A 26,652-nucleotide genomic window follows, 5' to 3' on the forward strand; every position below is an offset into this window, starting at 1 on the left:
TTTGCGATTGTAATTATATTCGGATATTGCATACCATTGGAAGGTGAAGTCTCATTTTTTTGAGTTTGGTAATGTATTGTTGGGATGTTCACTATCCAGAAACAGCATTAAACCATTGGTTGTGTCTGAAGTCAAAGAAAAGATCGATTATTTTTGCCCTGATCACGAGAAAGAATACGGCTGGTTGTTACAATCCCGCTTGTTGGGCGTTTTGTAGAGAGAAGTAGACCGTTTGCTCAAGAATCACGAAATAACTTGAATCACGACTGAAATAACTTAACTAGAAACTATGAATTGGAGAAAAATTACGTTTGTTGTAGTTGCCCTAATTATTTTACTCGGAGGCTCTGCAGCACTGTCAAAGTTGTTTATATCAATGAAGCCGGAGCCACCCAGTAGACCTGAGTCAGAGGTGAAGCGTTACGTTGCTGCCGAGCAAGTGAAATACCAAAAGATAACATCAGAAGTGAGGGCTGAGGGCCGAGTGATTTCTGGCAACGAAGTGTTGTTGGTTGCTGAGGCGGCAGGAAAAATAGAGCAAGGAGATGTTCCGCTAAAAAAAGGGGCTTCTTTTAAAAAAGGACAGCATCTGGCAACGATTTATAAAGATGAGGCCGAGTTGGCTTTAAAAAGTAAGAAAAGCATCTTTTTAAACCGGCTGACCAATATTTTACCCGACCTAAAGATTGACTTCCCTGATCATTATGAGACTTTTCTGACCTTTTTTGATAAAATTGAATTGAGTCAGTCTTTGCCTGATTTGCCCGATTATGAAAGTGAGAAACTGAAAGTTTTCTTAGCCAGCCAGGGCATTCTGAATGATTTTTATAGCATTCGTCAGGATGAGAAGAAACTGGAGCGCCACTCGATGTATGCTCCTTTTAACGGAACTTTTACTCAAGTAAATTATGAGGTTGGGGGCTATGCCAATACGGGCGGACAAATTGCTCGAATGATTCGGACCGACTTATTGGAGTTGGAAGTTCCGGTGGAAAATAGCTTTTCCAGATGGATTAAAATAGGAGATCGGGTTACCGCTCAAAAAGGAACTCGCAGTGCTCAGGGAATTGTTGTTCGAAAGGCAGCTTTTGTTGATGAAGATACCCAATCGCGAAGCATTTTTGTGAAAATTGATTCGAATTCAGGATCGGAAATGCTTCCCGGAGAATACTGGCCGGTGGTTTTTCCAGGTTTTCCAATCGAGGATGCGATGGAGATACCTCGAAGTGCGGTCTTTAATTCGAATACCGTTTTTACAGTAGAAAATGGGTTCCTGAAAAAGCGTTTGATTGAGGTGATTAAAGTTAACCCATCAACCTTAATTTTTGAGGGATTGGAAGAAGGTACCTATGTGGTTACTGAGGCGCTAATCAACGTGAAAGAACGTACGCCAGTAGAAATTCTGGAAAATCAATCGAATGTGAACTCAGAAAAAGAGGAAGATGAAAAAAATAGTTGAGATTTTTGTACGCTTTCCCTTTTATGCTAATCTGATCATTGTCTTTCTTGTCGTTGTCGGTGGCTTAAGTATGGTTACTATGAAGAAGTCTTTCTTTCCCGAAAGGCCTTCGAGGAACATTTATGTTTCGGTGTTTTATCCCGGAGCTTCGCCGGTTGAAATGGAAGAAGGGGTGACTTCTCGTATTGAAGAAGCAGTAAGAGGAATTCCCGGAATTTATGAGATCACATCGACTTCATCGGAAAATTCAACGCGAGTTCAAATTGAGATTACTGGTGATATTGATATTGATGAGACCCTGATTGAGGTGAAGAATGCTGTTGATGGGATTTCGTCATTTCCAACAGCAGCCGAGCGGCCAATCGTTTATAAGCAACGGACGACCTCAAGAGCTATGTTTTTGCGTATGTCGGGAGATGTCGATCTAATGACCCTGAAAGAGTATGCCCAGCAAGTAGAAGAGGAGTTGTTAGCTTCTGGAAGAGTAAGCCAAGTGGGGATTTATGGTTTTCCTCAGTTGGAGATATCGGTAGAGTCAACGGAGCAAAATTTATTGCGCTATGGGCTGACGTTTACCGATTTGCAAAATGCGATTTCAGCGAATAACCGAGATATCTCGGGAGGCGAAATTCGTTCGATGGAGGAGGAGTTGATTATTCGTATGCGCTCGCGAAGTGCCGATCCTAATAAGATTGGAGATATTGTTTTGCGCGCCAATACCGATGGTAGTTTGATTCGGATTCGTGATGTAGCCGAGGTAAAAAAGAAGTTTGCTGATACGCCGGTGAAGAGTTTGTTGAAAGGGAAGCCGGTGATTACCATTAGCATTTCGAAATTGATTGTTGAAGACCTGGAAGATATTGACAATTACGTTCGTGAGTATGTTGATCAATTTAACGCCGAACATCCTGGCGTTGAAGTTGGGATTACCTTCTCCTTTTTAGAACTACTTCAGAGTCGATTGAAATTACTTTACACCAATGGGCTGCAAGGGTTAATTTTGGTGGTAATTGCTCTTGCCCTGATGTTAAGCACTCGGTTGTCCTTGTGGGTAGCCTGGGGGATTCCATCTTCTTTTTTGGCCATGTTTATTGTGGCTAACCTGATGGGGGTTACAATCAATATGATTTCGCTTTTCGGAATGATTCTGGTGATTGGTATTTTGGTGGATGATGGCATTGTGATCGGTGAAAATATTTTTCAACATTTCGAGATGGGAAAAAGCCCGATGCGCGCAGCAATTGACGGTACCGTTGAGGTGATTCCTGCAGTCATAACTTCGGTAACGACAACTATGGTTGCTTTTTCTCCGCTGTTTTTCATTACGGGTCGAATGGAAATGATGTATGAGATGGCCTTTATTGTTTGTGCCAGCTTATTCTTTTCGTTATTCGAGGCCTTCCTCGTTTTACCGGCTCACATCGGTAATCATGGCGTGTTAAGCGAGCGGACGATCAATGCAAAGGCAAAAGGATTCCGAAAATATGTAGAAAAAGTCTTCGATTGGCTGCGAAATTATGCTTACGACCGGGTTTTGAAACTCATTGTTCAGTGGCGATATCTTGTGCTGGGAGTTCCTTTGGGGATGATTTTAATAACAATTGGCTTACTGGGAGGACAGATTATTAAAACCACCTTTTTCCCGCGGATGGAGTTTGACTCATTCAATATTAATCTTGCTTTTACCCCCGGTCAGGGCGAGCGGCAAACCATGGCTTTCCTTACTCGTTTTGAGGATGCTGTTTGGGAAGTAAATGATGAGCTGAAAGAAGAGTATCAAGATTCCGTAGATATCATCGAAAACGCTTTTCTAAATCTGGGAACTGCTTTTGATGGGCAGGAAACAGGTGCCCATGCAGGGAACATCAATGTATTTCCTCGTAACTCAGAAGAAACGGGCATAAGTACTTATGAGATTATCAATCGGGTAACCAAAAAGGTAGGTCCAGTGCTGGAGGCTGAGAAATTTACCATTGGGGCTCGGGGACGTTTTGGCGATCCGGTATCCATTAGCTTGCTTTCAAGAAATATAAAAGAATTGGAAGCGGGCCGGGATTTTCTAATGGCGAAGTTGGAGGAAATGCCTCAATTAAAGGATGTGGTTGATAACAATGCCTTGGGAAAACAAGAAGTGCGTCTGAAGTTGAAGCCCATCGCTTATATGTTAGGACTTACTGAATCTTCAATTGCCAACCAGGTTCGACAAGGATTTTACGGTGGGCAGGCACAGCGGATTCAGGAAGGGCGTGATGAACTACGGATCTGGGTGCGTTATCCGCGCGAGGATCGGGAAACTATTGGGCAAATGGAACGCATGAAAATTAAAACAGTTGCCGGAGAATATCCGCTGGCCGAGCTGGTGGATTATCACTTGGAACGTGGCCCTGTGAATATTCAGCGTTTCAATGGAAAACGAGAAATTCGGGTAAGCGCTGAAATGGTTGATCCGGATGCTTCTGTAACCGAAGTGTTGGAGTTGATAGGAGCCAATGTAATTCCAGAACTGGAAGCTTTATTGCCCGGCATTGATATTGAATATCAGGGGCAGCAAAAAGAAAGCCAACGAAATATGAGTGATATGATTATCTACTTCCCGTTGGCATTCATGGTTATTGTTTTTATCCTGATGATTAACTTTAAGTCCTTTGAACAGCCCTTGCTAATTCTGATTATGATTCCGTTGGCAGTTTTGGGTTCTATTTGGGGGCATGGGATTCATGGCAAGCCGGTTTCTATTTTGAGTTTGTGGGGAATTGTAGCCCTAACTGGGGTGATTGTGAATGATGCGGTGGTCTTTTTAGCCAAGTATAATTTGTTGATTGCAGAAGGCCGAAAAGTGCGCGAAGCCATCATTGAAGCAGGAAAGAATCGTTTGCGTCCGATTATTTTGACAACATTGACAACCTCTTTTGGGCTGTTTCCTCTAATTCTGGAAAAGAGCTTTCAGGCGCAGTTCCTCATTCCGATGGCCATATCATTGGTTTACGGTGTCGCATTTGGAACTTTGTTTATCTTGCTTTTCTTCCCCGCATTAATTATGGTGCTAAATGATGTTCGACGCGTAGTCCGTCAGTTGTGGACTGGACGTAAGTTTGAGCCCGAAGAGGTTGAAATCGCGTATTTGCATAGTTTACGGAAACTCGACAATGGAGACAAAAAGGAAGATCATCATGAGGGACATTCAAAATAGAAGAAAGATGTATTTTAATCAAGATAAAATAGTCATGTTAGGCCGAATGAGTAAGTTGCTTTTATTGTTCTTGTTGGTCGGATTCAGTGTGCAAGGACAAAATTTGCTTAGCTTGGAAGAGGCAATTGCTAAGTCGTTGGAGAACAATTACGATATCACTTTAATTCGTCGGAATCAGCAAATTGCTGAAATACGTAACAATTGGGGGACTGCGGGACGCTATCCTTATATCTCGGCTTCTTTGGGAGCTGACTATTCCCTTAACGATAACTCCAATGACGACTTCATTCAGAATCGGTACTCTGGGGGCGTTACTGTTAACTGGACTCTGTTTGACGGTTTTGCCGTGAATATCAGTAAACAACGCTTGGTTGAATTGGAGGACTTATCCCAACAAAATACGGCTATTGTGGTTGAAGGAACGATCCAAGCTGTTGTCTTAGCCTACTATGCTGTTTTGTTGGAAAAGGAGCGTTTGGATGTTTTGAAGGAGGTGATGTTGCTGTCCGAAGATCGTTTTGATCGGGTTGATCAGCGCCGGGAATTTGGCTCGGCGGTTACATTCGATGTGTTGCAGGCCCAGAATGCCTTCCTGTCTGATAAGACCAGCTTTTTAAATCAAGAAGTAGCTTATAAAAATGCTTTACGAGATCTGAAGTTTTTGATGGCGGATAATGGCTCAGTGAGTTATGAATTGAATGGAACTTTTGAAGCGATTCCGGTTGAGTATAAGCTAAGTGATTTGCATGGGCAAATGGCAGCTAACAACAAGAGTTTGAAGAATCAGTATATTAATCAGAACTTGTTGGAGAATGCAGTTCTGGAGGCAAAGAGCGCTTACTATCCTAGCTTGAGCTTTGCTGGAGGAGCAACGCATACCCGAACCGGGAATGATTATGAAAGTAGTGGAATATCTTGGGCTAATGTGAATAACATGTATGGAAACTTCACCCTAAGTTATAACCTGTTTAGTGGAGGGAATCGGAAGCGCGCTGTACAAATTGCCAAAATTGAAGAAAGCAATGGAGAGGTGGAACTGACCCAGATGAAGCATGAGCTTTCAAACAAAATGGACAACCTGTATGAGCTTTACCTGGTTCGCAAGGAGTTGCTTGGTATTGCCAATGAGAATATGGAAACGGCTCGTCTTAACTATCAAATAGCTCAAGAAAAGTTTGAAAATGGGGCAATCAACTCCTTCAATTTTCGGGATGTACAGTTGATTTACCTGAATGCATCTTTACAAAAGTTACAGGCCGTTTACAATTTTATCGATACACATACGGCATTGTTGCGGATGGCAGGAACCATCATTCAGCAATATGAATAAGTGATTTCGAGGATGGAAAGAACTAAGGCCTGGCTTTTTTGCCGGGCCTTAGTTCTTATTGTTTTGTGCAGAAGTGCTTAGTGGTTGTTAAAGAGCTTGTTGTGTTTGATTTTCTTTGCCCTCTTGAATCAGTATGCCCAGTGCCACTGCAAGGCCAGTAAATGTAAGTCCCCAGCCGAAGCTGATTAGTTGCCATGCAGTAGAGGTCTTGGTTTGAAATTCGGAGAACTCAGACCAGACAGCCAAAGTCATATAGCAGCTAATGAGCATAAGTGAAATGCCCAATAGCCAATTTAAAACAGGAAGCTGAAACAGTAGCTGAACAAGTAAAATCGGAACTAGAAGGCTGGTGAAAAGAACTTCAAATGTTAATGGTTCCTGAGTTAGTGTGATGTTCAGAATTAGGGCAAAACTTGCGATGAAGCAGAAAATGTGACTAAAAGATACGTTCGGGATGAACGTATTTTACAATTGCTGTTTTCATAAATAAAGTTTTAGCTTATTTGTAAAACGTGTCTTTGCAGAATCGTATTGTCTTTTCTGATTGATTTTTAGAAGTTATAAAGATAGAATGGTATTCCAAACGTCTGGATGAACCGGTATTCCTTTCTGTTGATTTTCGGATCGGGTTTTAAGTACGTGCTGTCCTGGATAGCGAAGCGTGGTCTCAGGAGATATCTTGTCTGCTGCTAAAAAATCGTTTAAAATGTGCTGAATGCTTTGCTCTAATGTTGGAAAATTTTGAAGTTGTGATAGACGGATGGCAATAAATACCTGCGAGACAGAATATTCATCGTGCTTTTGATTCGTTATTTGAGCTGTTGATAGCCCGGCGGAAAGAATGGTGGCAAGCAGGTCGAGCATAAGTGAAAGTCCGGCACCTTTCCAATAGCCAATAGGAAGTGGTCGCCCCGATTTTATAATGTCTCCTGGATTGGAGCTCAGCTCTCCTAGCTCGTTAAATCCTCCTGGTAAGGGGAGTTGTTCTCCAGCCTGATGAGTCGCCTCCAGCTTGCCGTAAGAGTATTGCGATAAAGCCATATCAAGTACAATCGCTTCGTTTTGATGGGGAATGGCAATAACCAACGGATTATTGCCCAGCTTGCACTGGGTAGCTCCCCACGCTGGCAGGTTGGCAATTGTGTTGGTCCAACCAATAAATGCATAGCCTTTTGAGGCACAGTGCCAGCCGTAAGTTCCTCCCCGCATCCAGTGGTTCGTGTTGGCAAGGGCAACTAAGCCCAAACCATGCTTGTTGGCTAATTCCATGGCTCGGTCGGCTGCAATAAGTGCATTGGTTGGCCCGGGGCCCAATTGTCCATCCCATTGTTCAAGGCAGCCCGAGCTGGAAATGTTTTGTGCTTCGGCCTTGGGATTGATGTAGGCTTTTTGGGTGTACTCAATAAAACGGGGAAAGCGATTGATGCCGTGTGAATAAACGCCATCCAGACTATTGTTTGTAAAAATGGATGCGCATGCCTTTGCCTTTTCTTCAGGGAAATGGTGTTGCCGCAAAATCCGAAGAAATTGAGAATACATTTCGTCAAAGGAGATCCGAATGGGTGAATTTGCTGGCATCTTTAACTGTTTTATTGTGCAAAGTCGACAGCAGCTTGCGCATGAATTTGCGTCGTGTTAAACAACGGAAGCTCACAGTCTTCGGGGGTTATAAGCAGTGGGATCTCAGTACAACCCAATACAATTCCTTCGGCGCCCTCGGCTTGTAGTTGTTGAATAATTTGCAGAAAACGGCTTTTCGTTTCTGGAAGAAATTGATTCTGTAACAACTCTTCAGAAATACGTTGGTGAATGAAGTTTCGGTCTTCTTCTCCTGGAATGAGTGTTTCAATGCCTTGTTCGGCCAGCTTTTCTTTATAGAAATCCATTTCCATGGTATAGCTTGTGCCTAGCAATCCAACTTTTTTCAGTCCTGAGCTGACAATTGAATTGGCCGTTTCTTCGCCGATGTGGATCAGCGGAACACGTAAAGCCTGTTGAATATCTTCGGCATATTGGTGGGCGGTGTTTGCTCCAAGAAGCAAGCAGTCGGCACCAGCACCTTCCAGTTTCAAGGCGGCATGCTTCATGGTGAGCATAACCGAGAGCTTGTCTCCTTTTTGATTAAGAGCATCAATTTCGCCGTAATTCAACGAGTAAATCAGAATGCGGGCTGCCTGCAGGCCTCCTTTTTTTTGGTTCATCAATTGATTGATTAGCCGGTAATATTCCATTGTTGAAACCCAGCCGGTTCCACCTACAAGTCCTATTGTCTTCATTCGTTTTATTTTTCAGTGCTTGTTGGTTCTGCACTTGTAAGCTGATTGAAAAACATACAAGTGTAATTATACAAGCGAATGAGAATTGAATTATATTCTTAATGTTTGAAAGTTGAATGCCTTGCCTGTTAATCGCTCGTGAATTTTCGCGGGCATTAGCGGATATGAAAGTATGAAATAGCTAGGAGAAATACAATTGCCTTGCTCCTTGTCAAAAGAATATTTGATCTGTTAAGACATAAAAAAAGGGCTGCCGTGGCAACCCTTTCATTTATGCAGTAAGCATGCTTTTTTACATCTCTTTGATTTTGATGTTTTTGAACCAAACATCGTCACCGTGATCTTGCAATCCAAAGTAACCTTCTTTAGCAACATCAGCCCAGTTTTCGTTCAATCCAGGGAATTTACTATCGGCAACCAAGTTGTTCCAATCATCAGTCCACAAGTGATATTCTACAACCACTTCACCGTTTTGCTTGTGAACAACAGTGCCTTTGTAGCTGATAATTTCAATGCTGTTCCACTGTCCTGCAGGTTTTGTATTTTGTGGTTTGGCAGGAATTAAGTCGTACAACGAACCGGCCATGCGGTTGCCATCTTTTCCAAGCATTGCATCAGGGTGACGTTCGTTATCCAGTACTTGCATTTCAGGTGCTGTTTTCCAGATAGGCCAATCTTCTTTTTCTTGTCCCAGGTAGAAAATACCAGAGTTACCACCTTCTGAAATTTTCCAATCCAATTTTAAATGGAAGTTAGAGAATTTTTTGTCATAAATGATGTCTCCACCATCTTCAGCTCCGGCTTCTCCTTCTCCTGAACCTTTACACATTAATGTGCCATCAACAATTTGCCAACCGGCGGGGAAATGATCTTTGTTTACACCACGCCAACCTTCGCTGGTTTTTCCGTCAAACAAAAGAATCCATCCCGCTCCTTTTTCGGCAGCACTCAACGCATTGTCAGGGACTACTTCTTCAACTTTTGCTGTTTTTTCTTCTTTGGTTTCATCGGTTTTTTTGGTGCCGGAATTACATGCAGTCGCAAATGATAATACAGCGGCAAATAGTAGCAAATAAACTCTTCTCATTGGTAATTAAATTTTAGGTTACGGATTTAAATGTAATTGTTTTACAATTAGTCGGTACGAATTTAATAAAAAAACTTGGGTATTTCCAGTATTGAAGGCGTATAACCACAGGGGGTTAAACAAAAAGAAAATGCTTTTAGGTATTTTGTAAAAGGAGTGATGAAAGGGGAAGAAAAGGCTTTAATGAAACCATGTATTTCTTTTGTTCATTTTAATGATCGTTCTCGGGGAACTGATTGAAGGATAGTCGTTGTAGTCAACGTCCTGTTTTTCATTTTTTTGACAATTTAGATGAAGATCTTATTGATTTATTTTATACAAAAAAGAATATCTTTTAGTAATTTCGGATAGATATTAATTAAACTGGTCACGTGCGAGTGGCACTTTCAAAAAAATATTTTATATGAGTAATCCAAAACCAAAGCGAATTGGAATTTTGACAGCCGGAGGCGATTGTCCTGGCTTGAATGCCGCCATCAGAGGGGTTGGTAAAACAGCAATAGTTGATTACGGAATGGATGTGATTGGATTTACTGCTGGTTACACGGGTCTGATAGAGAAGGATTTTGTTGAGCTGAAGGAGTCCCATTTATCGGGAATTCTGACTTTAGGAGGGACTATACTCGGAACGTCAAGGGAAAAGCCCTATAAGTTTGTGAAAGAAGGTGACAGCGACAAACCTGCTTTGATTAAGAAGAATTATCAGGATTTGGGGCTGGATGCCGTTGTGTGTATTGGAGGAAATGGAACCATGAAAACAGCCCATCGCTTGCAGCAGGAAGGATTGAATGTCGTTGGTATTCCCAAAACGATTGATAATGATGTGTGGGGAACTGACGTAACGTTTGGTTTTGACTCCGCAGTTCATATTGCAACTGAAGCGATTGACCGGCTTCATACAACAGCAAACTCGCACCAACGGGTGATGATTATTGAGGTGATGGGGCATCATGCCGGGTGGATTGCTCTGTATGCTGGAATGGCCGGTGGAGGTGATATTGTTCTGATTCCGGAAGTCGAATACAATATCCGTTCAATTTGTAAGAAGATTGAAGAGCGTTACGAAAGCAAAAAGCCTTATTCCATCGTTGTGGTGGCTGAGGGAATCAATCACCCTAAGAAAGTTTCAGCCGCTGCGCATATTGGAGAAGCCATTCAAACCTATACTGGTATTGAAACCCGTGAGACCGTGTTGGGTTATGTCCAACGGGGAGGAAGCCCAACTCCAATGGACCGGATTTTGGCAACTCGCTATGGCGCGTATGCTGCTCAGTGCATTGCTGAAGAGAATTATGGAACCATGGTGGCGATTCGGAATAACTTTTTGACAACTGTTCCATTAGAGGAAGTGGGCGGTAAGCTTAGCTTAGTTGAGCCGGAGAATCCACTAATTCAAAAAGCTCGAAAAATGGGCATGGCATTTGGCGACGAGTACGACTTAATGTGAAAACGAGAACATTAGATATACAAAAAATCCCTGTTTCAACAGGGATTTTTTTATAGTGTTTTTTTGTCGTTTTAAACTTTTTCTACCGAAGCATTAAATCGAAAGCCGATACCATGCAGGTTGATAATTTTGATACTTGGATCACTTTTGAGGTATTTCCTTAATCGAGAAATAAATACATCTAAACTGCGACCTAAGTAATAATCGTCCGATCCCCAGACATTTTTCAGAATATCGGATCGGCTAAGTACCGAATTCGAATTTTCACAAAAGTATTTAAGTAGTTCAGCTTCTTTGTATGTTAGAGTACGTTTTTCGTCACCATTTTGAAGGGTGAGATTGTCAAATAGAAAATCGAACTGACCAATTTTGCATCGGTTTAATTCTTCGGACTCAATGGCGTCGGTGTGGCTGCGTTTCAGGAAAACTTTGATTCGAAGCAACAATTCTTCCATGCTGAATGGCTTGGTAATATAATCGTCTCCGCCAATTGTAAAACCATTGATTTTATCTTCGGTCATCGCTTTAGCGGTTAGAAAAAGAATCGGGATTGACTGATTTTTTTCACGGATCTTTTTGGCTAGCGAAAAACCATCGAGCTTGGGAAGCATCACATCCAATAAGCACAAGTCAAAAGCATGCTTGGAAAACGTGTCAAACGCTTGTACGCCATCTTCTGCGGCCTGAACTTCGTATCCTGCTTCTTCAAGATTGTCTCGAATGATGAAATTCAAAGTTTTATCGTCTTCAACCAAAAGAATTTTTTTTCCGGTAAGTTCCATAGTTATTTGGGAATTGTTATCGTAAATATACTTCCTTTTGGGGAATTATCAGCAACTTCAATTTTCCAGTGGTGGCGCTCAATAATCTTACGAACGTAATCGAGCCCCAGTCCAAAACCTTTGACATTGTGGATATCGCCGGTAGGAACCCGGAAAAAGCGGCTAAACACTTTTTTGTGAAACTCCTTCGGGATTCCAATGCCATTGTCTGCAAAACTAATTTGAAGCTCTTTTTTTGTTTCAGATAGCTTGATCTGAACGTGTGGATTTTCATCACAATATTTAAAGGCATTGTCCAGAATGTTAAAAATAACATTTGAGAAATGCAGGGTGTCCGCCTTTAAATTCCAAGCTTTTACCGTGCTTTCAAAATCAATGTCGTAGGCATGCCCGTTTTGACTGGTCTTGAAATCTTCAATGCTTTTCTGGATGAAATGATTGAGTTCAATATCCTGGTAATCGAGCTGCAATTGTTGTTTTTCGATACTGGCCATTTGCAGCACTTTATCAACTTGAAGGGACAGCCTTTGGGTTTGCTCTCCAATGATGGTGACATACTTTTGCAAGCGTTTTGGGTGTTTAATAATGGCTGGATCCTGAATGACTTTGGACGATAAGTCAATGGAAGCGATGGGGGTTTTGAATTCGTGGGTCAGGTTGTTGATAAAGTTCTTTTGAATTTCACTCAACCGTCGTTGCTTAAAAATAACGTACAAAGTGTAGCCAAAAAATAAAATGACAATCAACAAAAATCCATTGACCACATACCAGGCGTGTACTTGGCTGCTGTAATATTTGGAACGGTTGGGAAAGGAAACCCCGAAATAGTAAGTATACTTTTCGCACACTGGTAAACCACAGTGTTTGGCTTTGGTTGATGTTTTGTAGTGTTTTTCAAAAAGTGCCTCTTCTGTTGTGCACTCGTCAGATTGCTTGCTAACCAGGGAAGTACTTCTTATGGTGTCATTTATTTCAGTGACATACTTCCCGTGCATCATGCCATCACTTTCACAATCGTAAATTGCAAATTCGAAGTCAATTTTCAGGTTGTGATTTTTGAACTCTTTAATTAAAAAATGTTCGAGTAAATCCGGGTGAATGTCTTCGTTTACATTGACCACATAATAGTTATTCGAAATTTGATCAACCGCATTGGGGAGATCGCTTTTTGAATTTTTACCAGGAAGGTTCTGGTTGTACAAAGCAAGCCGGTAAGCAACCGCATTTAGTGCTTGCGTGGTTGATTCATGAAACTTTTTTTCATTGAGATCAACCGTATTTTTAAGAAAGAAAAATTGAATTAAAATGATTCCTAAGACCGAGAAGGTCGCTAGAATGATCACGTATCTTATTGTGTTCCGTCCCATGTTTAAAATCCTTACGTGCTTGGCAACCACGAAACTACTGATTCTTTTGGAATGCTGCGTTTTGTTAACAACTCATTAACAAAAGTTAGTGATGCATTAACATCAACGGAAATCAAGCTTTTATAGTTTTGTTTTTACTTAGTGATTTCATTATTGAAATCTTATCTTTGATTAAACAAATCAAATTTTTATAAACTTCATCTTGTCATGAGAAAATTCTATGTTTTACTGATTTTAGTGGCTGTTGCCTTTAACTATAGCATCGGACAAACAGTAAAAGCAAAAATTGATTTTGAAAGCCTTGAGCATGATTTTGGGACTTTCAAGGAAGAGCAAGGCTCTCAGTCTTACAGCTTTAAATTTACAAACAATGGCGCTTCGCCATTAATTTTAAATAACGTGCGCGCTGCTTGTGGCTGTACTACACCACAATGGACGAAAGAGCCTGTCGCACCGGGACAAAGTGGATTTATTAAAGTAAGTTACAACCCTCGTAACCGGCCAGGACCATTCAATAAAACAGTAACAGTAACATCTAATGCTGAAAATACAACCGTTGTTTTACGTATTAAAGGAGTTGTAGAGCAACGCGAAAAGACTTTGGCTGAGAAATACCCTCGTGAAATTGGACCGTTGCGTGCAAAAACGAACCATCTTTCATTTGTTAAGATCGCTGAAAATGATGTTAAAACTGAAGAGCTGGAAGTGATTAATGATTCAGGCGAGTCGGTTAAGGTTGATTTTAAAACACCTCCGGGACATTTGACCGTGAAAGCAGAACCCGCAACAATTCCTGCGAAAGGAAAAGGAAAGATTATTGTAACCTACGATGCCGGAAAAATAAATTCTTATGGATTTATGATGCATCGAATCTACCTAACGCTGAACGGAGAGTCGAACTACCGTAATTCAATTGGAATTTCGGCGACCATTGAAGAGGATTTTTCAGCATTGACTCCCGAGGAGTTGGCTAGTGCTCCGGTTGTTTCGTTTGACGAGAAGGCCTACGACTTTGGCGATATCAACCAAGGAGACGAAGTGGAGCATACATTTACCATCAAAAATAGCGGGAAACGCGATTTGATTATTCGTCGGGTAAAAACATCTTGTGGATGTACAGCGGTTACGCCTGAGAAAAAAATTATTTCAGCTAATGAAAGTGTGCCGTTGAAAGTGAAGTTTAACTCGCGTGGAAAACGCGGGCGGCAGAACAAATCGATAACAGTGATTACGAATGACCCGAAAAATCCAACAACAATTTTGCGGGTTTCAACTAATATTAAAAGCGCCGGATAACAACAAATATTCAAATGAATTTGAAGCCGCTTCATGTTTTTTGGAGCGGCTTATTTTTTAGTTATTCAACGAAACTTTAACTTCGTACAAAATTTTTCGAAATGATAGGAGATAAGAGTCATAAACACGTTGAGAACGACGATCAATATAAAGGATTGAATGTAAATGAAGGGGTAGCGCAACCCAATACATTTAATGAAGATTCAATCAAGCGTTTTTTAAAAAACAAGCGAAAAAAGTTGCTGACTCCCGATGCTTATGTTGAGGGAATTCTAAACGGAAACATTACCACCCTGAGCCAAGCGGTAACTTTAGTCGAAAGTGCCAAAAAAGAGCACCAGGAAATAGCGCAGGAAATTATCACCAAATGTTTGCCGTATAGTGGCAAGTCGCTACGGATCGGGATTACTGGAGTGCCGGGAGTTGGAAAAAGTACCTTCATCGAGTCGATGGGAAAATACATCACCAAGCGCGGAGGCAAGTTAGCTGTCTTGGCGATTGACCCCAGTAGTGAACGGTCCAAAGGAAGTATTTTGGGAGATAAAACCCGGATGGAAGAGTTGTCGTCTGATCCGAATGCTTACATTCGGCCTTCGCCATCAGCTGGTTCTTTGGGAGGCGTAGCCCGGAAAACCCGCGAAACCATTGTGTTGTGTGAAGCAGCCGGTTTTGATACCATTTTTATTGAAACGGTGGGAGTTGGGCAAAGTGAAACAATGGTGCATTCCATGGTTGACTTTTTCTTACTTTTGATGTTGGCCGGTGCTGGTGACGAGCTGCAGGGAATTAAGCGGGGAATTATGGAAATGGCTGATGCCATCACCATCAATAAGGCAGATGGCAATAATATTGAGAAGGCCGAGATGGCACGCGTTCAATATAAAAATGCCTTACACCTGTTTCCGCCAACCGACTCTGGCTGGAATCCAAAGGTTTTGACTTGTTCTGCATTCCATCATATTGGCATCGATAAAATTTGGGACACCATTCAAGGCTATGTCGACTTAGTGAAAAAAAATGGTTATTTTCAGCACAAGCGAAACGAGCAGTCTAAGTTCTGGATGTATGAGACCATTAACGATCGTTTGAAGTCAGATTTTTATCAGAACGATGCGCTTAAAACGATGACCAAAGGGTTTGAGCAAAAGGTGTTGGGCGAAGAAATGAGTTCTTTTGTTGCTGCCCGCGAATTATTGGATTTTTATTATCAATCACAAAAAAATAACAAATGAGAAATTTAAGCTTGTTAACTCTTGTCGTGCTGTTTTTTGCTGCCTGCCAGAGTAACTCAACCCAGTACAAGGTAAGTGGAACGGTTGCCGGACTGGATTCAGGTATCGTTTATTTGGTGAAAACCGAAAACGGACGACCAGTAACAACAGATACAACAGATTTGGTCAACGGTGAATTTAGCTTCGAGGGCAGTATTGCAGTACCAGAATTATATTATTTGAGATTGAATGCTCAGGATTACTTCGGTCGGTTCTTCCTCGAAAATGATAAAATTGAGGTAACAGCAAATATTGACAGCCTTCAAAATACGGAAATTACCGGTTCTCCTTCAAACGATGTGTTTAATAAATACCTGGATGAAGTGCAGGTAATGAATGAAAAGATGCAGGAGTATCAGCAACAATATGCTGCAGCACGGGCATCAGGTAATGAAGATGAGGTTAAGCGTATCGAATTCGACGCTAAAGCAACCAATGATAACATGGCTGTATTTGCCAAGAATTTTGTGCGAGAAAATAATACCTCTGTTGTTGCTCCTTTTATTTTGTTGACTCAGCTTTCACAACAATTGCAATATGTCGATCTAAAAGAATTGTATGACTTGTTTCCGGCAGAATTGTCAGAGTCTCTTTATATGAAGGAATTAACAAAAATTATTGAAACGAAAGGGCGCACGGCTGTTGGTGTTCAGGCACCAGAGTTTACCATGAATGATGTTGATGGTACTCCAGTCAGTCTTTCTTCTTTTAAAGGAAAATATTTGTTGATTGACTTTTGGGCATCGTGGTGTGGACCATGTCGTCGTGAAAACCCGAATGTGGTTGAAGCATACCAAAAGTACAAAGACAAAGGCTTTGATATTTTGGGAGTTTCTTTAGATCGTGACAAGAGTGCCTGGTTGAAAGGAATTGAGGAAGATCAGTTGACTTGGACTCATGTGTCAGATCTGAAATACTGGCAAAATGAAGTGGCTCAGCTGTACGGTGTCAGCGCGATCCCTCACTCGGTATTGTTAGATAAGGATGGTAAAATCATTGCCAAGAACCTTCGAGGCGAAGATCTGCACAAGAAATTAGAAGAGTTATTAAATTAATTACCGCATATGAAAACCGGCAAAGCAGCCGGTTTTTTTATCGCCTGTCGTGTCCGTTCAGAAATGACATGCAGGAGAAAACTGTTTTGAAAACTTTTTAGCTTTTAAGCTGTTTGTAAAATCGACAAATCAAATTCAGTTAATCAATCATTATGAGTTACGATGTAATAGTAATAGGTAGTGGTCCTGGTGGCTATGTAGCTGCTATTCGGGCTGCTCAATTGGGTTTTAAAGTTGGAGTTGTTGAAAAAGAAAATATTGGAGGAGTCTGCCTGAACTGGGGATGCATTCCAACCAAATCCTTATTGAAAAGTGCTCAGGCTCTTGAGTATGCGAAGCATGCTGCTGATTATGGTGTGAGTATTTCCGGAGAAGTAAAAGCCGATTTTGAAGCCATGGTTAAGCGAAGCCGCGATGTTGCCGGTGGAATGAGCCAGGGAATTCAGTTCTTGTTCAAAAAGAATAAAATTGAAGCAATCAACGGTTACGGCCGCCTAAAAGCAAAAGGAACAGTTGAAGTGGAAGACGACAAAGGCGAGAAAAAAAGCTACTCGGCCAAACACATTATTTTGGCTACAGGAGCACGTTCACGTCAGTTGCCTAACTTGCCACAGGATGGAAAGAAAATTATTGGCTATCGCGAAGCGATGACTTTACCGAAGCAGCCTAAATCAATGGTTGTTGTTGGTTCTGGTGCCATTGGTAGCGAGTTTGCCAACTTTTACCACAACATTGGAACTGCAGTAACTTTGGTGGAGTACATGCCAACTGTAGTGCCAAACGAGGATGAAGAAGTAGCCAAAACATTGGAGCGTTCATTTAAGAAAGCGAAAATGAAGGTGATGACCAATGCTTCAGTGGAGTCGGTGGATACCAAAGGAAAAACTTGCAAGGTGCAGGTGAAAACCAAAAAAGGTGAAGAGACTATCGAAGCAGAAGTGGTGCTGTCGGCTGTTGGTATTGCTCCAAACATCGAAAATATCGGGCTTGAAGAGCTTGGTGTTGAGGTGGAAAATGGCAAAGTAAAAGTCGATGACTTTTACCGTACCAATGTTGAGGGCGTTTATGCTATCGGCGATATTGTTCACGGACCAGCTTTAGCACACGTTGCTTCGGCTGAGGGAATTACCTGCGTTGAGAAAATTGCAGGACAAAATCCTGATCCGGTTGATTATGGTAATATCCCGGGATGTACGTATACCAGTCCGGAAGTTTCATCAGTGGGGCTGACCGAGAAGAAAGCCAAAGAAGCTGGTTATGAAATTAAGGTTGGTAAATTTCCTTACACAGCTAGTGGTAAAGCCAAAGCTGCCGGACAGCCTGAAGGTTTTGTGAAACTTATTTTTGATGCCAAATATGGTGAGTTATTGGGTGCCCACATGATTGGTGGTAACGTGACTGAGATGATCGCAGAAATGGTGGTTGCCAAGAAATTGGAAATCACAGGACACGAACTGATTAAGACCATTCACCCTCACCCAACAATGAGCGAAGCAATCATGGAAGCAGCGGCTGCGGCTTACGATGAGGTAATCCACTTGTAATAAAATGCCTACTGAATAGATACTTCAGTAACGAGTTGAGATAAATCAAAAAACCGTTCCGAAATTTCGGAACGGTTTTTTTGTTTTTTATCCTTCAGTCGTTTTCCGATTGAAGGAGGCTATCGTAACTTATTTCGATAAGGTCTTAAAAATTAAGTTATTGTCTTAATACCTGAATTTCTCCACCTGTTCCTAATTTAATAATGCTTGATGGACTTTTAGGGCTGTGGTCATCCTGCCGGTACTCAACTACATAGTCAACAGCATCGATAATTTCCGAACTGATTTCATCGAAAAAGGCAGGGGAAGGCTCTCCGCTGATATTAGCAGAGGTGCTCACGAGTGGCTTTTTGAAACGTTGAATCAGCTGTTGAGTAAAAGCCTCGCTGGTCAACCGAATTCCAATACTTCCATCTTCTGCAACCAGGTTTTTGGCTAAATTTTTAGCACCCGAGTAGATAATGGTCATTGGCTTTTCGGTCACTTCAATTAAATCGTAAGCAATTTCGGGGACTTCCTCCACGTACCGTTCCAGCGCATTGATGTTTTCAAGGAGAACGAGCATGCTTTTGGAGTCTTCCCGTTTTTTGAGCTGATAGATGCGGCGAACAGCTTCTTCATTGGTGGCATCGCAGCCAATTCCCCAAATGGTATCAGTCGGGTAAAGAATGATTCCGCCTTGTTGCAGCACTTCAAGTGCCTTTTTAATGTCGTTATGCATGATATACTTTTTGATATAATTTCATGAGTTGGGTGGCGTAGGCTTCGGGGGTGAAGCGTTGCGCATTTTGAAATCCCTTTTCAATAAGTTGGTTCCGGTAATCTTCGTCATTCAGTATTTGCTTAATCCCAGCGCTTAGCTCGTTGTAGTTGGGGGGCTTGATGTAGTGGGCTCCCTCGCCACCTGCTTCGGGTAGGCTGCTTACACTGGAGGTAATTACCGGGCATCCTGAGGCTTGTGCCTCAGCCACTGGTAAGCCAAAACCTTCAAACACCGAAGGGTAGATCATCACACTGGCAAGTTGGTACAGCAGGCTCAACTCCTGATCATTGATTTGGTGCAGGAAGATCAGTCGCTTGTTCAGCTTTTCAACTAAGGGCTGAAGGCTGTCGAGGTAGCTTGTTTTTTGCCCCACGATGACCAAGGGAGTATCTCCGGGGAGTTGCTCCATGGCCTTCAAAATACAAAAGAGGTTTTTTCGAGCTTCGATGGTCCCAACAGTCAGCAAAAACTTGCTGGGCAGCTGGTACTTTTCGCGAACCTGCTGGCGGGCTTCCTCGCTCCCTTGCTGAAAAAACAAGGGGTTGATGCTTTGGTAAATCACTTTGATCTTTTTGGAAGGAAGGTCAAAATAATCCACCAAGTCATGCTTGGTTTGCTTGCTGATGGCAATGATCTTGTCCGATGCGTGACAGGCATGCTGTACTTTCCGCAAGTAGATCTTCCGGTCAGCAGGTTTATAAAGCTCGGGGAAACGCATAAAAATGAGATCGTGTATGGTGACGATACTTTTGATGCCCGATTTCTCAATGCCAATCGGTAGCTCGTGGCTTAAGCCATGGTACAAATCCAGCTGAGCTTGCTGCGCTAAATCCGAGATGCGATAAGTGCGCCAAAAAGGTTTTAAAGCACGCCACCAGAAGTTGTTGGGCATAACAATAACCGAGTTTTGTGGTGACTGAAAGCGCTCAGGATTTTGCTTTGGTGTAAATAAATAGTATTGGTTGTCAGCATAAAAACTGGAGAGCGACTGAATCGTATTTCGACTGTAATTGCCAAGCCCCGATTTATTCAGGAAAGCGCGTTTGGCATCGAAACCAATTTTTAAGTGTTTGTTCATTCCCTAAAATTACAAAATCAGAATTAACCAAGTGCACACCTTTTGTTAATAAAAAGCCGAAAATGAAGTCATTTTCGGCTTGATAATTATCGTGTATTGATTTGTCTATTCAAATTGGTTGGCTGCATCAAAGTCGAGTGTTGCAAACAAGTCATCCATGGTTTCAGCACGTCTGATTTCCACAACATCGCCATTCTCGCGAAGTAAAAGTTCGGCCGAACGCAATTTACCATTGTAGTTGAAGCCCATGGAATGACCGTGTGCTCCGGTGTCGTGAATGACAACCAAGTCTTCAGGTTCAATTTCCGGCAACAAACGGTTGATGGCAAATTTATCGTTGTTTTCGCAAAGCGATCCGGTTACATCGTACAGATGCTTGTGGGGATTGCCCTCTTTTCCCATCACGGTAACATGATGATAAGCTCCGTACAACGCCGGACGCATCAGGTTGGCCATGCATGAGTCAAGCCCTGCATATTTCTTATAGGTTTCTTTGATGTGCAATACTCTGGATACCAGAAAACCGAATGGGCCAGTAATGGCGCGTCCCGATTCAAAGAATATTTTTAGCGGATCAAGGCCGTTGCCAACGATTAGCTTTTCGTATAAAGCTTTGATTCCTGCGCTAACACGATCCAGATCAACTGGCTTGTGCTCGCTTTTGTAGGGGATGCCAATGCCACCACCTAGGTTGGCAAATTCAAAGCGGATATCCAGTTCTTTGGCAATATCAACAATGACATCAAAAATGATCTCAGCTGTTTCAATAAAGTAGTCAGCGTCCAGTTCGTTGGAGGCTACCATGGTATGGATTCCAAAGCGCTTAACGCCTTTTTCTTTCAGTATTTTATAGCCTTCAAACAATTGTTCCCGGGTGAATCCGTATTTTGAATCTTCGGGATTGCCAATGATGATGTTTCCACCTTTCAAGGTTCCCGGGTTGTAACGGAAGCTAACAAGCTCAGGAAGTCCGGCATGTTTTTCAAGATATTCAATGTGCTTGATGTCATCCAGATTGATGATGGCTCCCAGCTCTTTTGCTTTTTGGAATTCGTAAGCCGGAGTATCGTTTGAGGTGAACATGATTTCCTCCCCGCGCATGCCCAGCTTTTCAGCTAGCAACAACTCAGCCATTGAGCTACAGTCGATGCCGAAGCCTTGTTTGCGAAGCAGTTTCATGAGGAAGGGGTTTGGAGCAGCCTTAATGGCATAGTACTCTTTAAAACCTTCGTTCCACGAAAAAGCATCGGTAAACTTTTTGGCATAATCGAGCATCCCTTTTTCATCGTAAATATGAAATGGCGTAGGGTGTTTTTCAGTAATCTGTTCTAATTTTTCTTTGTCAAAAGGTAATTTTTTCTCCCGCATAGATTATTCTGTTTTATGGAAAAACAAAGATAGCACTTTGCCAGAATTATTTAGAATAAATCTGCTTAGTAAGCTTCCAATTAACGAACAGTTGATGTCAATTTTGCTGATAAATCCCAAATAATCCTTGGAAATTGAAAATTGTGAAGCCTGTTTGCTTTCGGTTGTGAATTTGTTGAGCAAAAGAAAACCATTGAGAACAGTCCGGGATGGATTGTTGCCAATGGTCTTTTGTTCTTTATCATTTTGAAACGAGAAACAGGCACGAAAGTGCTTTAAATAAGCTTGATGACTTGAAGTCTAAAACTCAGCAATGATAGTTATCAACAATTTGTTAATATCCTTCGGTCGTTTTCATTTTTTTTGTGGAATGCCTATTGGTATGCGCTTAGCTTAAGTCTTGCAATAACTCGGGGCTGAGGTAGCCTGAGGCAATTTCACGAACTTCGCCGGTCATTTGAATTTCCCAGTCTTCAGCAATTTCCAGCTTCAATTGTCCGCCAGGCATTTTTAGAGTTAGCTTACGGTCGGTCAGCCCTTTTTTAACCATCACGGCGGCTACGGCACTCGACGAGCTTCCGGAAGCCAGGGTGTAGCCGGCGCCACGCTCCCAAATGCGGATCTCTACTTCGTTGCGCGAAAGCACTTTGGCAAACTGCAGGTTAATGCGGTTCGGAAATTTGGGATGATTTTCAATCTCTGAGCCATATTTCAGAATCTCCTCATCGTCCAGTTCGTCTTTCAAAATAATGCAATGGGGATTGCCCACCGATACGCAGTTAATTTGGTAGCTGCGGTCTTTCAGTTGCAGCTCTTCATCGAGGCACTCGACCTGTTCGCTGATAACCGGAACTTTGGCCGATTCAAAAATGGCTTTTCCCATATCGACCTTAATTAGGCGTGCTTTGTCGTTCTCCGTTTCAATCACTTCGGCATAAACAAGCCCGCCCAGCGTGTCGATGCTGAACGATTTGCTTTTGGTGAATCCGTAGTCATACAAATATTTAGCAAAAATCCGTAGTCCGTTACCACTTTTTTCGGCTTCCGAGCCATCAGGATTGAGGATGCGCAGGCCAAAGTCAGCTTTGTCGCTGTCAACCAGCAGCAAAATGCCATCGGAACCAATGCCATAGTGGACATCGCAAACCGTTTGAATGTTTTTTTCATTCATTTCAAAGCTAATGTCCTTGCTATTCATGACGATATAGTCGTTTCCTAACCCGTGTGTCTTTACAAAAAAGTTTTTCATGGTATGTGAGTTGAATGTTTCAGCAAAAGTAAGAACTGTTTTTTGATCTGTTTATTTTTCACAACAGCCTTTTCATGAAATATTCTTCCATGGCGGAATAAGGAGTGCCAGTTCCGAGCTTATCGTCATCGCGAGCAACGAGAAGCGATCTCTCCATCCTGTTTCTGGTCTTCGTTTCCCTTTTATTCTCTTTGCTCTCTGCCCCAACGGGGCTTAAACATCAGCCTAAGGCAACGCCTTGGGGTTTCGGTCAGTAATAGATGATCGGCGCAGCTACCAAATTGAAAGAAGTTAGAAGGCAAGCATGCGACGAATGCGGTATCGTGTTTTTTATCCTCTTTCGCTGGCGCAGAGTTGTAATCAGAGTTATTGTCGACAACTCTCCCCAAGCCCGCTTCGCAGGCTTTGCCTCGCTCTCTTCTCATAGCAGTTAGCTTACGAAAAAGCCTGCAAATACTATCTTTTCTCCTCCTTTTTAGCAAGGAGGAGTGGCATCAGCTTGCTGATGTCGAGGTGGTTCGCTTTCCTTTATCAGTGTGAGGTTCCATTCCTTCCTAACATCTCCGCTCGCATTAAACCAATTTGTCCTTTTGGCTTGATCCAAAAGAACGAAAAGATCAAGACTGACGATGCTTTTGAATGAAAACCACGGATCAGTCACTCCCCGAAAACCAACTCCTCCCGTTGGTCGTCAAACAGGTTTTTCTTAGCGAGTGCCTACGCGAATTCCTTCTCTTGTTTTCAGGATCAAAACCCTCGTAGGTCAATCCTTTCATCGATAATTTGAATTCGTGTCTTCATTGAGTTTAGCGTCTTCCTGAACTTGTTTCAGGATCTGTCAGAGCTTTTGCTCTAATTTTATTTGAAACGCGATCTGACGATCTGATCCGTTTTCCGATCCCCTTTTTCCGGTTTCCCCTTTGTTCTTTTCCTGCAAAAAATCTTGTCCTTTTGGCTTGATCCAAAAGAACGAAAAGATCAAGACTGACGATGCTTTTGAATGAAAACCACGGATCAGTCACTCCCCGAAAAACAACTCCTCCCGCTGGTCGTCAAACAGGTTTTTCTTAGCGATTGCCTACGCGAATTCCTTCCCTTGTTTTCGGGATCAAAACCCTCGTAGGTCAATCCTTTCATCGATAATTCGAATCCGTGTCTTCATTGAGTTTAGCGTCTTCCTGAACTTGTTTCAGGATCTGCCAGTGAGTTGCTCCGGTTTTATTTGAGAAGCGATCTGCCCATCCCGTTTCCAGTCTCCGTTTTCCTTTTTTCCTCTCTGCTCTTCGCTCTTAGCCCTCTGCTCTAAGCCCTCTGCAGCCCAATTATTGCCCCAACAGGGCTAAACTATCAGCCCAGATCAGCCTCTTATGTCCTCAAATTCCTTGTTGGTAAAGAGCTTGACTTACTTGGTTTAATCATTTTCAGCTCTTTCAGGCAACATAATTTGGTAAATGTGCTTACCAGAGAGGTTAATGACCTTACCAGACAGGTAAATGAGTCTACCAGAGAGGTAAATGTGCTTACCAGAGAAGTAAATGTGTTTACCAGAGTGGTCGATGCCCTCAAAAAGGAGGTAGACACTCGTACCAATCAGGTTGGCAAGCTTACCGAGCGAGTAGATGTTGTTACCAAGCAATTTGGGAGGAATTCCTTCGAAAAAAAAACGTTTTGGTTATTCAGTAGTATATGTTGTTTTCTTAGGAGGGGTAGGAATTAATGATTTATCAGGTCTGTCTAATTTCTTCCCCAAAACGCTTAGTTTTGCAAGATTGTAGGAGGACCAGATGAGCACAACAAAATTACATGTACTATACTTTAGCGCGACAGGAACAAGTCGGAAAATTGTTCGGGCCATTGCTTCAGGCATGGGTGAGGTGGATCGCGAGTTAGACTTAACCTTATTGAAAGACCGTCAGCAGTCCCATCGGTTTACCGATCAGGATGTGGTGGTCGTTGGCGTTCCGGTTTATGCCGGGCGAGTGCCGGTGTTGCTGAGTAATTACTTTCAGCAGTTGCAGGGGCAGGATACGCCGGTGGTTTTGGTGGTGGTGTATGGCAACCGCGATTACGACGATGCCTTGCTGGAACTGAAAGACCTGTTTGAAACCAATGGCTTTCGGGGAATTGCTGCCGGAGCATTTGTTGGAGAGCATTCCTACTCTTCGAAGGTGGCTACCGCTCGCCCCGATGCAGATGACCTGGAAACGGCACGGGCCTTTGGCGAAGAAATCAGGCAGAAGTTGGCTGCTAATGAGCATGGGCATTTGCTCGAAGTAAAGGGAAATTACCCTTACAAGGAATTGGTCGCGATGCCGCCAATGGCTCCCGAAACCAATGCATTGTGCACCAATTGTGGCTTATGTGCCGAGCATTGCCCTACCGAAGCCATTGACTTTAACGACTGCCGCCAGGTGGATGCTTCGTCCTGTATTCGCTGCTGCAGCTGCGTTAAACGCTGCCCGCTTGATGCCAAGTCGTTTCAGCATGAGCGGATTGTAGGAATCACCCACTACCTGGTCGATCATTTCAGTGCTATCAGGAAAGAACCGGAGACCTTTTTGTAGACAGTGAACAAAACTTGTTGCTGGGCGGTTGGGAGCATTACCAAATCGTAAAATCCGAACAGGCATTTAGGCTATGAACAGTCAATTTTGTACCTTTGTGCGCCTGAATTTGAACAATTTTAAAGAAAATAACTATAAAAACTAAAGAATTGATATGGCATTGATTAATGAGCATTATCTGAAATTGCAAGCGGGATACTTATTCCCCGAGATTGGACGACGCGTGAGCGAATTTGCGGCAGCCAACCCCGATAAGAAGATTATCCGCATGGGCATTGGCGATGTGACCCAACCGTTGGTTCCTACCGTGCTAAAAGCATTTCATGAAGGCGTTGATGAGCAAGGTACCGCTGCTACATTTAAAGGCTATGGACCAGAGCAAGGTTACGAATTCCTGCGTAAGGCAATCGCCGAAAATGCTTATCAGGCCAACGGCATCGATATTCCGGCTGATGATATTATCGTGTCAGACGGCTCGAAATGTGATACCGGAAATATTCAGGAAATTTTTGGCGCCGACAATAAAATTGCCATTTGCGACCCGGTTTACCCAGTATATGCCGACACTACGGTGATGTCTGGAAAAACAGGAACTTGCCAGGCCAATGGTTACTACGAAGGAGTGATTTACATGCCTTGTACCGAAGAGAATGGCTTTACCCCTGAGTTGCCTACTGAGCGTCCTGACCTGATTTTCCTTTGCTACCCGAACAACCCAACGGGAACCGTGGCCAGCAAAGAAGAGTTGACCAAGTGGGTGAACTATGCACGCGAAAACAAATGCATCATCTTGTTCGACGCGGCTTACGAAGCATTTATTACCGATCCGGCTATTCCTCGTTCGATTTACGAAATTGAAGGAGCGAAAGATGTGGCCATCGAATTCCGCAGTTTCTCAAAAACAGCTGGATTTACCGGAACACGTTGTGCATTTACGGTTATTCCTGAAGAAGTGAAAGCTTACGACAGCGAAGGCAATGCTCACTCAGTGAAAAAATTGTGGTTACGCCGTCATTCAACCAAGTTCAATGGCGTATCGTACCCAGTGCAAAAAGCAGCAGCAGCGGTTTACACGCCAGAAGGCAAGAAAGAAGTAGAAGAAGTGATTGCTTACTACTTGGAAAACGCTCGTATCATGCGCGAAGCATTGAAAGAAATTGGTTACACGGTGTATGGCGGTGTAAACGCTCCTTACGTATGGGTGAAAACCAAAGGCGGAATGAGCTCTTGGGATTTCTTCGACAAAGTGTTGAACGAAGCAAACGTAGTGGGTACTCCTGGTTCTGGCTTTGGACCAGCGGGAGAAGGATACTTCCGCTTTTCAGCTTTCGCAGGCCGTGACAATGTCTTGGAAGCAATGGAGCGCATCAAAAACTTGAGCTAAGCAGCAGTTGTTTGATGCTGACTTAAAATAAAACAGCAAGCCCCGGTAAGTTTCTTATCGGGGCTTTTTGTTCCCGAGAGAGCAAAGGGCAGAGAGCAGAGAGCATGGGGCGAAGAGTCATGGCAGCTTGGCTTAAACAGAG

General features: G+C 42.7%; 19 protein-coding genes. 10 read left to right on the top strand and 9 right to left on the bottom strand.

What is annotated here, in order from left to right; all coding sequences use genetic code 11:
* The first annotated feature begins 289 nt into the window (after positions 1-289).
* The 3 genes from BM156_RS06440 to BM156_RS06450 are packed head-to-tail and all read left to right on the top strand — an operon-like array spanning position 290 to position 5,979.
* Complete coding sequence (locus BM156_RS06440) at positions 290-1,459, top strand: efflux RND transporter periplasmic adaptor subunit (RefSeq protein WP_093919013.1); 1,170 nt, start codon at positions 290-292, stop codon at positions 1,457-1,459.
* Positions 1,443-4,649 (top strand): efflux RND transporter permease subunit, encoded by a 3,207-nt coding sequence (locus BM156_RS06445; protein ID WP_093919014.1) that lies wholly within the window; start codon positions 1,443-1,445, stop codon positions 4,647-4,649. The genes BM156_RS06440 and BM156_RS06445 overlap by 17 nt, the downstream gene beginning before the upstream one ends.
* Positions 4,650-4,656: 7 nt before the next feature.
* Entirely contained in the window at positions 4,657-5,979 is a 1,323-nt protein-coding gene (locus BM156_RS06450; protein ID WP_170846880.1) for a TolC family protein, read from the top strand.
* A 558-nt stretch (positions 5,980-6,537) separates the two neighbouring features.
* Here the strand turns inward: BM156_RS06450 and yiaK are convergent.
* From yiaK to BM156_RS06470, 3 genes are all read right to left on the bottom strand, one after another.
* Positions 6,538-7,557 carry a 3-dehydro-L-gulonate 2-dehydrogenase gene (gene yiaK / locus BM156_RS06460; RefSeq protein WP_093919017.1) on the bottom strand — a complete coding sequence of 340 codons (1,020 nt, stop codon included), beginning with the start codon at positions 7,555-7,557 and terminating at the stop codon, positions 6,538-6,540.
* Between the two features lie 11 nt (positions 7,558-7,568).
* A complete protein-coding gene (locus BM156_RS06465; RefSeq protein ID WP_093919018.1) occupies positions 7,569-8,255 on the bottom strand; it encodes an aspartate/glutamate racemase family protein in 687 nt (228 codons plus the stop codon).
* Positions 8,256-8,547: 292 nt separating this feature from the next.
* Complete coding sequence (locus tag BM156_RS06470; protein ID WP_093919019.1) at positions 8,548-9,342, bottom strand: 3-keto-disaccharide hydrolase; 795 nt, start codon at positions 9,340-9,342, stop codon at positions 8,548-8,550.
* A 403-nt stretch (positions 9,343-9,745) separates the two neighbouring features.
* Here BM156_RS06470 and BM156_RS06475 point away from each other — a divergent pair, with 403 nt between their 5' ends.
* A complete protein-coding gene (locus tag BM156_RS06475) occupies positions 9,746-10,789 on the top strand; it encodes an ATP-dependent 6-phosphofructokinase (protein WP_093919020.1) in 1,044 nt (347 codons plus the stop codon).
* 71 nt (positions 10,790-10,860) lie between these two features.
* Here BM156_RS06475 and BM156_RS06480 read toward each other — a convergent pair whose 3' ends face one another.
* Both BM156_RS06480 and BM156_RS06485 read right to left on the bottom strand, forming a co-directional pair.
* Complete coding sequence (locus BM156_RS06480) at positions 10,861-11,571, bottom strand: response regulator transcription factor (RefSeq protein WP_093919021.1); 711 nt, start codon at positions 11,569-11,571, stop codon at positions 10,861-10,863.
* Positions 11,572-11,573: 2 nt separating this feature from the next.
* Positions 11,574-12,938: a sensor histidine kinase gene (locus tag BM156_RS06485; RefSeq protein WP_093919022.1), complete on the bottom strand. Its 1,365-nt coding sequence runs from the start codon at positions 12,936-12,938 to the stop codon at positions 11,574-11,576.
* Between the two features lie 207 nt (positions 12,939-13,145).
* Here BM156_RS06485 and BM156_RS06490 point away from each other — a divergent pair, with 207 nt between their 5' ends.
* From BM156_RS06490 to lpdA, 4 genes are all read left to right on the top strand, one after another.
* Entirely contained in the window at positions 13,146-14,234 is a 1,089-nt protein-coding gene (locus BM156_RS06490; protein WP_093919023.1) for a DUF1573 domain-containing protein, read from the top strand.
* Positions 14,235-14,335: 101 nt separating this feature from the next.
* On the top strand, positions 14,336-15,466 hold the full coding sequence (meaB, locus tag BM156_RS06495; protein WP_093919024.1) for a methylmalonyl Co-A mutase-associated GTPase MeaB: 1,131 nt from the start codon (positions 14,336-14,338) through the stop codon (positions 15,464-15,466).
* Positions 15,463-16,560: a TlpA disulfide reductase family protein gene (locus BM156_RS06500; RefSeq protein WP_093919025.1), complete on the top strand. Its 1,098-nt coding sequence runs from the start codon at positions 15,463-15,465 to the stop codon at positions 16,558-16,560. Before meaB ends, BM156_RS06500 begins: the two co-directional genes overlap by 4 nt.
* Positions 16,561-16,712: 152 nt before the next feature.
* The gene (lpdA, locus tag BM156_RS06505) at positions 16,713-18,104 is read left to right on the top strand and encodes a dihydrolipoyl dehydrogenase (RefSeq protein ID WP_093919026.1); all 1,392 of its coding nucleotides are present in this window, start codon (positions 16,713-16,715) and stop codon (positions 18,102-18,104) included.
* Between the two features lie 157 nt (positions 18,105-18,261).
* Here the strand turns inward: lpdA and BM156_RS06510 are convergent, their stop codons facing one another.
* The 4 genes from BM156_RS06510 to dapF form a co-directional block, all read right to left on the bottom strand.
* The gene (locus BM156_RS06510) at positions 18,262-18,825 is read right to left on the bottom strand and encodes an L-threonylcarbamoyladenylate synthase (protein WP_093919027.1); all 564 of its coding nucleotides are present in this window, start codon (positions 18,823-18,825) and stop codon (positions 18,262-18,264) included.
* Positions 18,818-19,945: a glycosyltransferase family 4 protein gene (locus tag BM156_RS06515; RefSeq protein ID WP_093919028.1), complete on the bottom strand. Its 1,128-nt coding sequence runs from the start codon at positions 19,943-19,945 to the stop codon at positions 18,818-18,820. Before BM156_RS06515 ends, BM156_RS06510 begins: the two co-directional genes overlap by 8 nt.
* Before the next feature lie 105 nt (positions 19,946-20,050).
* Complete coding sequence (locus tag BM156_RS06520; protein WP_093919029.1) at positions 20,051-21,313, bottom strand: diaminopimelate decarboxylase; 1,263 nt, start codon at positions 21,311-21,313, stop codon at positions 20,051-20,053.
* Between the two features lie 388 nt (positions 21,314-21,701).
* Positions 21,702-22,562: a diaminopimelate epimerase gene (dapF, locus tag BM156_RS06525; RefSeq protein ID WP_093919030.1), complete on the bottom strand. Its 861-nt coding sequence runs from the start codon at positions 22,560-22,562 to the stop codon at positions 21,702-21,704.
* A 1,784-nt stretch (positions 22,563-24,346) separates the two neighbouring features.
* Between dapF and BM156_RS06535 the strand changes: the two genes are divergently transcribed.
* Both BM156_RS06535 and BM156_RS06540 read left to right on the top strand, forming a co-directional pair.
* Entirely contained in the window at positions 24,347-25,126 is a 780-nt protein-coding gene (locus BM156_RS06535) for an EFR1 family ferrodoxin (RefSeq protein ID WP_093919032.1), read from the top strand.
* A 154-nt stretch (positions 25,127-25,280) separates the two neighbouring features.
* Positions 25,281-26,510, top strand: a complete 1,230-nt coding sequence (locus BM156_RS06540; RefSeq protein WP_093919033.1) for an LL-diaminopimelate aminotransferase — start codon at positions 25,281-25,283, stop codon at positions 26,508-26,510.
* Positions 26,511-26,652 lie beyond the last annotated feature (142 nt).

The sequence above is a fragment of the Sunxiuqinia elliptica genome (assembly GCF_900113005.1).
GTDB lineage: Bacteria > Bacteroidota > Bacteroidia > Bacteroidales > Prolixibacteraceae > Sunxiuqinia > Sunxiuqinia elliptica.

Excerpts from the sequence above, each read along its gene's own strand:
- BM156_RS06450 (WP_170846880.1), top strand. The coding sequence starts at position 4,657 with ATGTATTTTAATCAAGATAAAATAGTCATGTTAGGCCGAATGAGTAAG.
- BM156_RS06500 (WP_093919025.1), top strand. The coding sequence starts at position 15,463 with ATGAGAAATTTAAGCTTGTTAACTCTTGTCGTGCTGTTTTTTGCTGCC.
- meaB (WP_093919024.1), top strand. The coding sequence starts at position 14,336 with ATGATAGGAGATAAGAGTCATAAACACGTTGAGAACGACGATCAATAT.
- BM156_RS06440 (WP_093919013.1), top strand. The coding sequence starts at position 290 with ATGAATTGGAGAAAAATTACGTTTGTTGTAGTTGCCCTAATTATTTTA.
- BM156_RS06470 (WP_093919019.1), bottom strand. The coding sequence starts at position 9,342 with ATGAGAAGAGTTTATTTGCTACTATTTGCCGCTGTATTATCATTTGCG.
- BM156_RS06540 (WP_093919033.1), top strand. The coding sequence starts at position 25,281 with ATGGCATTGATTAATGAGCATTATCTGAAATTGCAAGCGGGATACTTA.
- BM156_RS06480 (WP_093919021.1), bottom strand. The coding sequence starts at position 11,571 with ATGGAACTTACCGGAAAAAAAATTCTTTTGGTTGAAGACGATAAAACT.
- BM156_RS06510 (WP_093919027.1), bottom strand. The coding sequence starts at position 18,825 with ATGCATAACGACATTAAAAAGGCACTTGAAGTGCTGCAACAAGGCGGA.
- BM156_RS06485 (WP_093919022.1), bottom strand. The coding sequence starts at position 12,938 with ATGGGACGGAACACAATAAGATACGTGATCATTCTAGCGACCTTCTCG.
- BM156_RS06465 (WP_093919018.1), bottom strand. The coding sequence starts at position 8,255 with ATGAAGACAATAGGACTTGTAGGTGGAACCGGCTGGGTTTCAACAATG.
- yiaK (WP_093919017.1), bottom strand. The coding sequence starts at position 7,557 with ATGCCAGCAAATTCACCCATTCGGATCTCCTTTGACGAAATGTATTCT.
- BM156_RS06475 (WP_093919020.1), top strand. The coding sequence starts at position 9,746 with ATGAGTAATCCAAAACCAAAGCGAATTGGAATTTTGACAGCCGGAGGC.
- dapF (WP_093919030.1), bottom strand. The coding sequence starts at position 22,562 with ATGAAAAACTTTTTTGTAAAGACACACGGGTTAGGAAACGACTATATC.
- lpdA (WP_093919026.1), top strand. The coding sequence starts at position 16,713 with ATGAGTTACGATGTAATAGTAATAGGTAGTGGTCCTGGTGGCTATGTA.
- BM156_RS06445 (WP_093919014.1), top strand. The coding sequence starts at position 1,443 with ATGAAAAAAATAGTTGAGATTTTTGTACGCTTTCCCTTTTATGCTAAT.
- BM156_RS06490 (WP_093919023.1), top strand. The coding sequence starts at position 13,146 with ATGAGAAAATTCTATGTTTTACTGATTTTAGTGGCTGTTGCCTTTAAC.
- BM156_RS06520 (WP_093919029.1), bottom strand. The coding sequence starts at position 21,313 with ATGCGGGAGAAAAAATTACCTTTTGACAAAGAAAAATTAGAACAGATT.
- BM156_RS06515 (WP_093919028.1), bottom strand. The coding sequence starts at position 19,945 with ATGAACAAACACTTAAAAATTGGTTTCGATGCCAAACGCGCTTTCCTG.
- BM156_RS06535 (WP_093919032.1), top strand. The coding sequence starts at position 24,347 with ATGAGCACAACAAAATTACATGTACTATACTTTAGCGCGACAGGAACA.